Origin of the sequence: Bacillus sp. RO1 (assembly GCF_012524115.1) — a bacterium.
Taxonomy (GTDB): domain Bacteria; phylum Bacillota; class Bacilli; order Bacillales; family Bacillaceae_I; genus Sutcliffiella_A.
Map to the genome: position 1 here is coordinate 1 of NZ_JAAZWB010000019.1, position 11,449 is coordinate 11,449.

An 11,449-nucleotide genomic window follows, 5' to 3' on the forward strand; every position below is an offset into this window, starting at 1 on the left:
AGGCTCAAGCACCGCCCCTAGGAAAGCGAAGCCATTTGTGGAGATCAACAGCGGTATTTAGAGCCAATACCTATGACACCTAAATTGTTCGTCTTTTATTAGGCTTTTTTAGTTTTGTCCCAGCCTCATCATTAGTTAAAACAACCCCAAATATTGAAGCACCAATATTACTACTCCCAATATCCATACATAAACCGCAAACATACGAAGAGAATGCTTTTTCAAATAGTTAATCATCCACTTCACAGCAATATACCCAAAGAAACAAGATGCTAAAATTCCGATGATTAAAGAAATTAAAGAAATATCCTCCCTGCCGACCTGTGCCACTTCCACAGTTTGTAAAAACACAGCCCCTGCAATGGCAGGTGTAGAAAGCAAAAATGAAAAATATGCCGCTGTTTCTCTATCCAGCTTCCGAAACAAGCCTGCTACAATGGTTAATCCCGACCTCGATATTGCCGGGAATATCGCAGCAGCTTGGAATGATCCAATAAACAATGCGTCCTTCCACGTAATATCCTCCATCTTTTTCGCACCTTTTTTGATGGAATCTGCAAACCAGAGAAAGGCGCCTGTAATTAGAAACTCCCAGCCAATTGTCACGCCTGTTTTGGAAATTTCCTCAAAGTAGTCTTTGAAAGCAATTCCAATAACAACTGCCGGAATGGTCCCAATAACCATCAGAAAAGTTAATTTATGAAATGGGTTGCGAATGATTTTAATAAATTCTTCTCGGTAAAAATAAAGAACTGCTATCAACGTGCCGAAGTGAAGCATTGTATCAAGCAATAACCCCGCTTCTTGCAAACCAAAAAGATTTCTTCCCAGATATAAGTGACCTGTACTGGAGATTGGCAGGAATTCAGTTAATCCTTGAATAATCCCCAATATGAATGCTTCTATTTTGGACATATCTTCTCCCCCCTCCTATTCCGTTCTTTTTCTATCAAAAACAAAATAAGTGATGGCTCCAAGTATAATCAATATCATTAAAGGAATGATGAGAGGTTGTGCGGCATGTTTTATATCCCGCCAGTTTTCACCTAGTTGAAATCCAATATAAATAAACAAAATAGTCCATGGAATGACCGCTGCAACTGTATATAAAAGAAAAGGCAAAAACTTCATTTTGGCTATACCAGCTGGAATGGAAATAGCGTGCCTCACCACCGGGATAAATCGAGCTGTAAAAATGACAATCGGTCCGTAATTCTGAAACCATTTTTCCGAAATGTCTAAATGCTTTGGCTGAATCAATATGTATTTGCCATACTTTTCAAGAAATGGCCTTCCGCCAATGCTACCCGCCCAGTATAAAAAAAGCTGAGCCAATGTACCACCTGCCACCCCTGCAAGCATTGCTCCCATAAATCCTATTTCCCCAATGGAAATTAAATAACCACCATATCCAAGGACGATTTCGCTAGGAATGACCTCCACCATTAAGCCAAGAGCAATTCCCCAAACCCCCAATGTGGTGAAAAATTCAAAAATAGATAAAAAAAAGTTCTCCATATCCTCACCTCATTTGTAAGAGAGTTGTCCCTAACAATGTATGAGAGCACGTCCACGAAAAGCACTAAAATAAGAAAAGGGTTTTCACTAATTATGTCGAATCTTACATGTATGGAGGTGTTGATAAATGAAGAAAATCTTTATTCTATCCTTATTCCTCCTTTTTCTAACAGCCTGCGGTATGCCTACACACATTCCAGATCGTTTTTCTTACATTGAAGTTGTTGAACAAAAAGAAGAGGAATCACTGTCTGAAATTGAAGATATTGAGATTATTCTAAAAGACAGTGACACAGTCATCGGCTTAGATGAGGCAGTGGAAAAGTATCCAGATTACAATATCGAAAATACTCCCGCTTATATAGTGTTTGAATATACAGGATACCTCACCGACGACATGATACTATTTACCTACGACAAGGAAGAGGCTGTCACGTTATTGAAAGAAAAAATTCAAGACGAAAAAGAAAAAGTGGAATAAACAAAAAGTCGAACAAAGGCATCTGCTTCCGTTCGACTTTTAAATAGGTCAAAAAAATCCCCGATAATATATGAGGTTTCTAGCTGTTGATTGGAGCAAAAGGCGAAGACTCCTGAGGGAGATAGCGCTAGGTGGAGACCCCGCAGGCGTAGCCGAGGAGGCTCCAGCGGCGCCCCTAGGAAAGCGAAGCCATTTGCGGAAATCAACAGCGCGTTCAATGTAATCGCTTACTTCTGGTGATATAGCATAAACTTACCAACATTTTCATATAGTTAAAAAATTGTAATTGGGAGGATTTTTATGGGAGAACTATGTCTACAATCTTCATGTGTCGGGTATGATCTAATCTTGATTACCTTGGGCTGCCTTCTAATTTTATACATCGGATATCGATTCCTAGGGCATGAAGACTAAAGTATCTCATGATTTCACTTCTTTTGCTTCATACTACAAGAGAGGTGATATAAATGAGAAAGATATTTTTGCTTCTATTGCTCTTCTGTGGAGCTTTTCCCATGACCTTTACTGCACAGTCGCTTCCAATAGAAGTCTTTGATGTTACTCAAGGAAAAGTGATTAAATCCATCCCTCTGAATGAGAAAAACAAGGAAGAAGCACTAAAGCTTGTAAAAAGTGCAGATTCCCTCTATCCGAAACTTAACCCTACCCCTAAAACTGGGTTTATGATTAAGGTTATTTTTGAACCAGCTGAAGAAATTGAAGCGAAAGTATTAAAGCAGCCTGTAAATCAAGTCATATTTATTTCTCCGGAGGCAGAGAAGCCTTATATGCTAATCTTTAACGAGAAAGATCAACCTATGTTTTACTACTTTAGTGAAGATTTCGAACCGTTTTTGGAAATGCTGGGAATAGATTAACTAAAAAATGGGATAATGGGTACACTATCTTCAACTTTAACCTTTCAAGGAGGAGTTGACTTGAGAAATGTACTTATTATTCTTTTTATTGCGCTTTGCACCATACTTACAGCTGGGTGCGGAACAGAAAGCGAAGGAGGCCAAACAAAGGCAAAAGATCCAGCTCCAATATTACCAACTTCAGGAGATTATTCTTTCCGACGTTATATAGAGGAAAAAGGACATACAGATTATAGAGTACTTTATAGTCAAGTCCCCAATAGCGAAATTGTTGAAGTAAGAACTGTCATTGACCTCGAGACTGCCGAATCTTCATCTGATATTTCGGAGACAAGCAACTTTTATGAAGAAACAAAAGATGGAATTTATGGATATATCGTATTTTCTGAGGAATTCCCCTCCGAATGGGATGCTAAAGATATTAAGAAATTCCCAAAAACAAAAATTATAGCCTATCCATTGGAAGTCAGCACTTCCTGGACTGAGGAAATTGAGGATTTTGATCTTAAGATTACTTATCACATTCGGAAAGTCGATGCGGAAATTAAAACCCCCGCCAAGACTTTTAAAGATTGTATTATTATTGATTTTGAAGAGAAAGACAAGGACGGTAACACTTTACGCAAAGGCAATTCAGCTTTTGCACCAAATGTAGGGTGGATTCGACATGAAGTGGAAGCGGAAGTATTAAAAGATGTTCATAAGCTAATAAAAATAAATGAAAGATAATAATTTTATCTTTCTTTTTTAAATTCCTATTTATTTTTTGAGGAACCTTTTTCATTTATTTATCGTCCTTTTTATTGAATACTTCGTTTTGCGAATTTTTTTACATAACTGTAATGATGAAATTACCAATTTTATTGTATAATTACAAACATACCTTTCTCTAATCATGGGTATAAAGGTACCGAATACATTTTACTATGTTATACTTCTATAGTTAAGGAGGAGATGTAGCTTTGGGTCTGAGTAAAATAGTTTTTGTAATTAGTATTATGGCAAGCTTTCTTATGCTAGTGGCATCCGTTATTGCATTCGTCATTCAAGACATAGGTTATTTTTGGATGATGTTTGTGCTTATGGTTGTCAGTATTCTTCAAAACATCTCCGTTTATAAACATATTTCCACAAGTGAGGAACCCATTAAAAGTTAGACCGCTTCCTGCGAGAGAAACATTAAGCGGTCTTGCCTCGAATAAGCGCAATTTTCTACCCTTAATATTTAAATCCCCTCTAATTCGCCTACATAAATTCAATCGATAAATAAAAACCAGCGATTCAGCCAGCTTTTGATTCTGTTCGTATATACTTTCCTTCTTTATCATACAAATGAAACTTCTTTATGACCTTTGTATCCGCTTCTAGAAACTTTGGTGAAGATATATGCAGGAGAAATTGGTTTGCGACGACATCGCTTGAAATCTGGTAAATTACTTCCTCTTTCCTTTGCACTTCAAGCACCACTTTTTGTACATCTTCATGTTTCGGTACCAACCCATGAATATATGTATGCTCAATGGTGTCTACGTTCACTTTTTTTTCTTCAAAGCAGAAGTCTTTATCTTCTTTCATTGTATAGAAGTTGGGGTTCTCCATCCCGGTTACTTCAAAGCCATGATCATTATAATCATAAACTCCAAGAATCGTTTTTAATACCGAATTCTCTTCAGAATAAATTAGAAAGGATTGATGCTCTTCGTCCACAAACATCAACTCCATCCCCTCCGTATTATCAGCGGCACCTGAAATAGCCTCTTTCAGTGTTCTATAAATATAGTTTGGTTCAGTATCAATTTTTGTGATATCTTCCATTTTCCTAATCTGGGAAAAATATTTTTGTGGAGGGACAGCTAACTTCACTCTTTCCCCACTGCTAACGATATCCGTTACAATGGTCTGAATGGCAGTTTGTTTATTTTCTCCTATGAACAGGATAAATGTTCCTTTCTTTGTATCAATAATTTCCGAATAAAAGGAACGATCGAGCATTATTTTTTCAGGTTTCAATTTCCCATAAAAACCTTTTTGAAAAATAACTGCCCCTAATTGATTTTCATTATGTTCAAATGTAGCAACCACTTTTTTTGTATGTTTAATGGGATACGTTTCCAATAGCAATAGCGTTTTATCTGGCTCCCTTAAATGCTCTTGGATAAAATCAGTGATGCCTACTTCAGAATTTGATATGGTAAAACGGATATATTCATAGATTGAATAAGCGATGATCAGTCCCAGACCTGCCAATGAAATGAGCAAGAGTATTCTCTTCAAAATCTTTGCCTCCTGTTCCATTACTGCAAATAAAATATAGTTCCAAAGCCCTAATTCCATTTTAAGGTAAATGATAATGAATGGGTATTGGGAAAGTGAGCTGGGTTTCTGTGCAATCATTCATAATTTCAGTTGACCACTTTCATATACATATAACTTTGGATTAATTTTCTTTTTTGGGAGAAAGTAAAAAATACATATATAAAGGAGGAAAAAAGATGAAAAGGTTATTTTGTTTATCTATCTTATCCTTGTTGCTATTTTCAGCATCCACACTTTTTGTTCCAAACGTAATCGCTTCTCCTGAGGGAAAGCACGGACATCATAATGAATACAAAAATGATCACTATCGTCATTGGAAAAAATACAACGAATACTTGGAACAAAACAAAGATAAAGTGATCCCTTACCTTTCTGACTATTTAAATAAAGAACAGCCGGAACTTGAAAAACTTCTTCAAAACGGAGCAGAATTGCACACATTAGTAAAAGCATCCATCCTTTCCAAACTAGGTAACGTGGATGTAAAAGAAATTCTAACAAAAAAAGAAAATGGGCAATCCTTCAAGGACATTGCCAAAGAGTTAAATGTAAAGAAAGAAGATATCTACACCGAAATGAAAAAGATGAAAGAGACCATTAAAAAATCATAGCTAGTTCACTAAAATAACCAGGTATATTCACCTGGTTATTTTAGTGTTCCCGAATCTATTTCTACTATTTTGTATTTTCATTCGTGTTTTTCTGCAAAAAACCTTTTCAAAACGATTTTTTTCCTTTATAATCACTTCATAAACCAAACAATATAATAAATAACTCGTATAATAGTGGGAATATGGCCTACAAGTTTCTACCAAGCTACCGTAAATGGCTTGACTATGAGTGATACTTTAATTTTCCGATACTTAGGTTTAACCTGGATTGATTATTTGCATTCCTGAAAGTTAAAAGTGGTCACTTGTAGATCTTGTGCCGCTTACAACTTTCGGGATTTTTTATTTTCAAGGAGGAACTTACATGAAACTTCTTCAGCAAACCATTCTTGAAAAAGGGACGGTTTTACCAAACGGCGTGTTAAAAGTGAATACTTTCTTAAATCACCAAATCGACACTGATTTAATGATTGAGATAGGAAAAGAATTTGCGGAACGATATTCTGATTCGAACATTAGTAAGGTTATCACCATTGAGTCTTCAGGAATTGCACCAAGCTTTTTCGCAGCTCATACGCTTGGTGTTCCCCTTATTTTTGCAAGAAAAAAGAAATCTCTGACTTTGAAAGATAACGTATATACTAGCGAAGTTTTCTCTTTTACCAAACAAGAAACAAGTGAAATCACAGTGGCAAAGGAATTCTTAGCTGAAAACGATAGAGTACTAATTATTGATGACTTTTTGGCAAATGGGCAGGCTGCACAAGGGTTAATTGATGTAGTGAAACAAGCAGGTGCATCTGTAGCGGGTATTGGTATTGTCATCGAAAAAACCTTCCAACCTGGCAGACAGATGCTAGAGGAAAAAGGGTATCGTGTAGAATCATTAGCTAGAATCCAATCGCTACAAGACGAACAAATAACATTTGTAGAAGAATCGATTAGCGTCACCAACTAACCTTATGGAGGTCATCTTATGAAAGCTACTACTGTACATTATCCATGGTATAAAAAAGAAGATACAGATGCATTCTTCGCACTTTTCCAAAACAACTTGGCAAACTTCGTGATCATTGCCGTAACAATGTTAGGTATGGGTTTTCCTGCAAGCATCGTATTCGGTAAAGTAATCCCTGGCGCGGCCGTTGCTGTTATGGTCGGGAATCTATATTATGCCTTCATGGCTAAGCGCCTTGCACAAAAAGAGGGAAGAACAGATGTGACCGCCCTCTCTTACGGGATAAGTACCCCGGTTATGTTCGTTTTTCTATTTGGAGTATTAGCTCCTGCTAATGCCTTAACCGGTAACCCGGAACTTGCGTGGAAAATTGCTGTAGCTGCTGCGTTTTTAAGCGGGTTAATTGAGACTCTTGTTAGTTTTACAGGAAACTGGGTAAGAAATCATCTGCCACGTGCTGCAATGCTTGGAGCACTTGCAGGTGTTGCGCTCACGTTCATCGCTGGAGAGATGCTATTTAATACATTCTCCATTCCTGTTGTAGGCTTAGTGGCTTTAGTAATTATCATTGCTGGGGTTGTAGGAAAAATGGCCATGCCTTTCAAGATCCCAGCTTCCTTATTTGCAGTTATAATCGGTACTGTTCTAGCTTTCACTTTAGGCTATCAATCTCCATCTCAAATAGCAGATGGATTGATAACATTGGGTTTTATCCAATATTGCCATCTTTGGCGGCTTTTGAGGGGATGACCTACCTGTTTGGAGCTCTTATTGGTCTATTGGCAATCATCCTTCCTATTACGCTATACAATGCCATTGAAACGATGAATAACGTGGATGCCATGGCTGCAGAAGGAGATTCTTATGATATTCGTGAATGCCAAGCTGTGGATGGAGTTGGGACAATGCTTGGGTCTATTTTTGGCGGACTCTTCCCTACTACGGTTTACATAGCATCAGTAGGCTCTAAATGGATGGGTGCTGGTAGAGGATACAGCATATTGAATGCATTGGTCTTCGGCATTACTGCCATGACAGGAATCATTGCAGCCCTTGCAGCCATTATACCACTAGCTGCAGTAGCACCAATACTAGTGTTTGTCGGAATTTCCATGGTGGCTACAGCTTTTGGATCCAATGAAAAAAAATATTTTCCAGCAGTTGCTATTGCCATGCTGCCTTATTTCGCTAATTATGTAATGACTCGTTTCAATAAGAGTGCTGGAGAGGTTGTTTCCGGTATTTCAGAAGGTATTGTCCCTCTTGGACAAGGAGCCATGTTTACGGCGATTGTGCTCGGTGCCATTACTGTCTATATTATTGATCAGAATTACCGTCGTGCCTCTTATTTCGCGTTGATTGGTGCCTTCTTATCTTTCGTAGGGTTCATGCATGCTCCAAAACTAGCTTTGAACGCAGCACCTGATTTTGCTATAGGTTATGTTTTAGTTGCAGTATTTCTTGTTTATTGTTCATACCAACGTGCTTCAAGTATGGTAACAAATGCAGACAACACAATTACCGTAAATCGGAAAGTAGCTTCATAAGCGAAGGCGTAACAAGAACCGGGAACAGTTCCCGGTTCTTGTTCATTTTAGTACTTCGTGTATCATTTTTATATAAATAGAAAAACTATCTTTATCCTTTACTTTGAGAGTAGGCTTATGTATGTCTATCAAGCAACAGTACATAGAAATCTTTAATAAAAATCAATCTTCAGTCCAAGCCCATGTGAATTTCTGGCTTGAACATGTGGTGTTCTCTTGGCGATGGTGGACAATGGTTGCTATCTTTATTACTTTATGGACATTATTTTGGAAACTAAAAAAAACGAAGCATCTCCCCAGAATCTCTATATTTGGATTGCTTTGGATTATTGTAGCCTCCAACCTAGACGGCTTGGGTTATGAGCTTGGGCTTTGGGGATACACATACAACCTAAGTCCCTTCTTACCTAAGTCATATATATTTGATTATTGCCTCATTCCCATTACCTATATGCTTCTATATCAATATTTTCAAGAAGGTAAGGGATTTTTTTATGCAAACATCGTATTGGCTATTGGAGCATCTTTAATAGCAGAACCAGTGGCTGAAAAACTCAGACTATACATCCCTTTTCACTGGAGTTTCTATATTTCCGTGCCGCTATATATCTTAATTGCTTACATATTAAAATTAATTACCGAAAAAATTTGTAAATCCATTTTAAATAAAGACTGAATAAAAATAAGGATAACCATTAGGCTATCCTTGCTTTTAGACGGTTTCTTTTACTTCTTCTTTTTCGGTTAACTCTTCCTCAACTACATCTGGTTTTACTGCTTTCTTCTTTTTGAGGAAATTTTCTAAAGCAAGCTTACTTTGCCTGGCTGTAAGTATATACATGAAATCCTTATCTTTAATAACCGTATCACCTGATGGGGTTACAAGGATTCCCGCTCTAATGATGGCATTAATAAGCGTTTTATCCGGAAATTCCAGTTCAGCAAGTGTCTTCCCTACCATATCCAGGTCCTTTTCCACTTGAAACTCAATAATTTCCGCATTTGCTTTGCCGATGGAAACCAACTCCAACGAATGGATAGGTGCAATCTTCTTAGGTCCTGTTAAATCTAACTTTTTTGCAAGCATCGTAATAGTAGAACCTTGAACAAGTGTGGAAGTCAAGACGACGAAAAATACTACATTAAAGAACAGTTGAGCATTTGGAATGCCAGCAATCATCGGAAATGTTGCGAGAACGATAGGTACTGCACCACGGAGACCTGCCCATGATAGAAACACTTTTTCTTTTATACTGAAATCCATTCCCATTGTTGAAAGGAATACTGCTATAGGTCTAGCTACTACTATTAAAATTACCGATAATAACAAGCCTTTGAGCATGATGTCCCACTGGAACAATTGCCCCGGGAAGACCAATAGCCCCAATATGATAAACATCAGAATTTGCATCATCCATGCGAACCCCTCATTAAAACGGAAAATCGACTGTCGATAGGTCAGTTCATTGTTCCCTATGATTAATGCTGCCACATACACCGCTAATAGTCCACTTGCTCCTATCAGCGCTGCGATACTATAAGTTAAAAGCGCAAATGCCATGGCAAAGACAGGATATAATCCAGAGGAATCGAGATTTATCTTATTAATGGAATAAGAAGCGAGTTTACCTAGTCCTAATCCCAATAGTAAACCAATTCCCATCTGCCAAAAGAAGCTTCCGATAAAACCTATGTAGCTAGGATTTGAGGCAGTAAGCAATTCAATAAAGGATAATGTCAAAAACACTGCCATCGGATCATTCGTACCGGACTCAGCTTCAAGAGTTGCTCCCATACGTGCTTTAATGTTTTGCCCTTTTAAAACTGCAAATACAGCTGCTGCATCTGTTGATCCAACAATAGCTCCAAATAGGAATGCTTCTAGCCATGACACATCAAGAATAAGCTTAGCAGATGCTGCCACAAGTGCAGAAGTCAAAATTACCCCAAGAGTGGCTAATGATAAAGATGGCTTGATCACTTTGCGTACAGTCCCCCATTTTGTTTGCAAACCACCTTCAAATAGGATAATGACGAGCGCAAAGATACCAATTAATTGAGCATATTTTACATTATCAAAATAGATAAAACCAAGTCCATCACTCCCTGCCATCATCCCAACAATGATGAACAATACAAGGGCTGGAACACCAAGTTTTGAAGAGAATTTGGTTGTTATAACACCGACAATTAGAAGAAATGCTGTAAGCAAAATAAAATAATCTACATTGAATGCACCTTGTACCATCTAATTCCCCCTTATAAATTGACATCTATTCTTACAGATAATCTTTCATGCTTATCTATTCCAAGATAACGGAGTGTTTCTGAAGGTGAAGTGTGGTTAAAATGTTTTTGGAGAAGAGAAACAGCAACACCGCTTCTATATGCATGATAGCCGAAGGTTTTGCGCAAAGTATGAGTACCCACTTTACCAGGAACACCTACCTCTTTCGCTGCTTTATTAATGATGCGGTATGCTTGTTGCCTGGTAATAGGTGAACTGCACTTTTGGGATTTAAAAAGATAATCCTCTGGTTCTAGGGTTCTTTTATGTAGATAGTCCGCTATCGCTTGTTTGACATGTTTATTCAAATAAATAGAATACCCATTTTCCAATAGATAATAGTCATTAACTTTTCCATCCTGTGTCACATTTTTTACTCTAACATGCAGAAGTTCACTTACTCTTAGACCCATGTTAATACCCATTACGAAAAACAAGTAATCTCTTAAGGAGTAATTTTTTAAATATGCTTTAATTTCATGGATGAATTTGCGATCTTTTAAAGCCTCAACATATTCCATAAGATTCTCCCCCTTAATGTTACTTAACTCCATTATAACATATATATATGTAACATTTTAATAATATACTTATAAGGAAAAATAGACGGCGATGAGGACCTCCCTACTTCTTTTTTTTTTCGTCACTCACGTCTTCATGACCGCGATGAGGACCTCCCTACTCCTTTTTCCTCGTCACTCATGTCTTCATGACCATGATGAGGACCTCCCTACTTCTTTTTTCTCGTCACTCATGTCTTCATGACCATGATGAGGACCTCCCTACTCCTTTTTCCTCGTCACTCACGTCTTCATGACCGCGATGAGGACCTCCCTACTCCTTTTTCCTCGTC

The 11,449-nt window shown here is 37.6% G+C and carries 12 protein-coding genes, 1 pseudogene and 1 riboswitch; of the genes and pseudogenes, 8 read left to right on the top strand and 5 right to left on the bottom strand.

What is annotated here, in order from left to right:
* Nucleotides 1-135: 135 nt before the first annotated feature.
* Together HC179_RS00930 and uptA are read right to left on the bottom strand one after the other, a co-directional pair.
* Complete coding sequence (locus tag HC179_RS00930) at nucleotides 136-915, bottom strand: undecaprenyl-diphosphate phosphatase (protein ID WP_168862636.1); 780 nt, start codon at nucleotides 913-915, stop codon at nucleotides 136-138.
* Nucleotides 916-930: 15 nt separating this feature from the next.
* The gene (gene uptA / locus HC179_RS00935; protein ID WP_168862637.1) at nucleotides 931-1,518 is read right to left on the bottom strand and encodes an undecaprenyl phosphate transporter UptA; all 588 of its coding nucleotides are present in this window, start codon (nucleotides 1,516-1,518) and stop codon (nucleotides 931-933) included.
* A 127-nt stretch (nucleotides 1,519-1,645) separates the two neighbouring features.
* On the opposite strand from uptA, the gene HC179_RS00940 reads away from it, so the two are divergent.
* The 4 genes from HC179_RS00940 (at nucleotide 1,646) to HC179_RS00955 (ending at nucleotide 4,034) form a co-directional block, all read left to right on the top strand.
* Nucleotides 1,646-1,999 (top strand): hypothetical protein, encoded by a 354-nt coding sequence (locus HC179_RS00940; protein ID WP_168862638.1) that lies wholly within the window; start codon nucleotides 1,646-1,648, stop codon nucleotides 1,997-1,999.
* Between the two features lie 467 nt (nucleotides 2,000-2,466).
* A complete protein-coding gene (locus HC179_RS00945; RefSeq protein ID WP_168862639.1) occupies nucleotides 2,467-2,877 on the top strand; it encodes a hypothetical protein in 411 nt (136 codons plus the stop codon).
* Nucleotides 2,878-2,937: 60 nt separating this feature from the next.
* A complete protein-coding gene (locus HC179_RS00950) occupies nucleotides 2,938-3,606 on the top strand; it encodes a hypothetical protein (RefSeq protein WP_168862640.1) in 669 nt (222 codons plus the stop codon).
* Between the two features lie 233 nt (nucleotides 3,607-3,839).
* On the top strand, nucleotides 3,840-4,034 hold the full coding sequence (locus HC179_RS00955; RefSeq protein ID WP_168862641.1) for a hypothetical protein: 195 nt from the start codon (nucleotides 3,840-3,842) through the stop codon (nucleotides 4,032-4,034).
* A 124-nt stretch (nucleotides 4,035-4,158) separates the two neighbouring features.
* On the opposite strand, the gene HC179_RS00960 is transcribed toward HC179_RS00955, so the two are convergent.
* The gene (locus tag HC179_RS00960) at nucleotides 4,159-5,151 is read right to left on the bottom strand and encodes a hypothetical protein (RefSeq protein WP_168862642.1); all 993 of its coding nucleotides are present in this window, start codon (nucleotides 5,149-5,151) and stop codon (nucleotides 4,159-4,161) included.
* A gap of 218 nt (nucleotides 5,152-5,369) precedes the next feature.
* On the opposite strand from HC179_RS00960, the gene HC179_RS00965 reads away from it, so the two are divergent.
* The 4 genes and pseudogenes from HC179_RS00965 to HC179_RS00980 all read left to right on the top strand — a co-directional run bounded on the left by HC179_RS00965 (nucleotide 5,370) and on the right by HC179_RS00980 (nucleotide 8,985).
* A complete protein-coding gene (locus HC179_RS00965; protein WP_168862643.1) occupies nucleotides 5,370-5,804 on the top strand; it encodes a hypothetical protein in 435 nt (144 codons plus the stop codon).
* Nucleotides 5,805-5,948: 144 nt separating this feature from the next.
* Nucleotides 5,949-6,050: riboswitch (purine riboswitch) on the top strand.
* 118 nt (nucleotides 6,051-6,168) lie between these two features.
* Nucleotides 6,169-6,762 (top strand): xanthine phosphoribosyltransferase, encoded by a 594-nt coding sequence (locus HC179_RS00970; protein ID WP_168862644.1) that lies wholly within the window; start codon nucleotides 6,169-6,171, stop codon nucleotides 6,760-6,762.
* A gap of 18 nt (nucleotides 6,763-6,780) precedes the next feature.
* Nucleotides 6,781-8,309, top strand: a pseudogene (locus HC179_RS00975) (NCS2 family permease).
* Between the two features lie 121 nt (nucleotides 8,310-8,430).
* Nucleotides 8,431-8,985: a CBO0543 family protein gene (locus tag HC179_RS00980; protein ID WP_168862645.1), complete on the top strand. Its 555-nt coding sequence runs from the start codon at nucleotides 8,431-8,433 to the stop codon at nucleotides 8,983-8,985.
* A 36-nt stretch (nucleotides 8,986-9,021) separates the two neighbouring features.
* Here HC179_RS00980 and HC179_RS00985 read toward each other — a convergent pair whose 3' ends face one another.
* Nucleotides 9,022-10,557, bottom strand: a complete 1,536-nt coding sequence (locus tag HC179_RS00985) for a potassium/proton antiporter (RefSeq protein WP_168862646.1) — start codon at nucleotides 10,555-10,557, stop codon at nucleotides 9,022-9,024.
* Between the two features lie 11 nt (nucleotides 10,558-10,568).
* Complete coding sequence (locus tag HC179_RS00990) at nucleotides 10,569-11,117, bottom strand: tyrosine-type recombinase/integrase (protein WP_168862647.1); 549 nt, start codon at nucleotides 11,115-11,117, stop codon at nucleotides 10,569-10,571.
* Nucleotides 11,118-11,449 lie beyond the last annotated feature (332 nt).

Excerpts from the sequence above, each read along its gene's own strand:
- HC179_RS00930 (WP_168862636.1), bottom strand. The coding sequence starts at position 915 with ATGTCCAAAATAGAAGCATTCATATTGGGGATTATTCAAGGATTAACT.
- HC179_RS00980 (WP_168862645.1), top strand. The coding sequence starts at position 8,431 with ATGTCTATCAAGCAACAGTACATAGAAATCTTTAATAAAAATCAATCT.
- HC179_RS00970 (WP_168862644.1), top strand. The coding sequence starts at position 6,169 with ATGAAACTTCTTCAGCAAACCATTCTTGAAAAAGGGACGGTTTTACCA.
- HC179_RS00990 (WP_168862647.1), bottom strand. The coding sequence starts at position 11,117 with ATGGAATATGTTGAGGCTTTAAAAGATCGCAAATTCATCCATGAAATT.
- HC179_RS00940 (WP_168862638.1), top strand. The coding sequence starts at position 1,646 with ATGAAGAAAATCTTTATTCTATCCTTATTCCTCCTTTTTCTAACAGCC.
- uptA (WP_168862637.1), bottom strand. The coding sequence starts at position 1,518 with ATGGAGAACTTTTTTTTATCTATTTTTGAATTTTTCACCACATTGGGG.
- HC179_RS00965 (WP_168862643.1), top strand. The coding sequence starts at position 5,370 with ATGAAAAGGTTATTTTGTTTATCTATCTTATCCTTGTTGCTATTTTCA.
- HC179_RS00945 (WP_168862639.1), top strand. The coding sequence starts at position 2,467 with ATGAGAAAGATATTTTTGCTTCTATTGCTCTTCTGTGGAGCTTTTCCC.
- HC179_RS00985 (WP_168862646.1), bottom strand. The coding sequence starts at position 10,557 with ATGGTACAAGGTGCATTCAATGTAGATTATTTTATTTTGCTTACAGCA.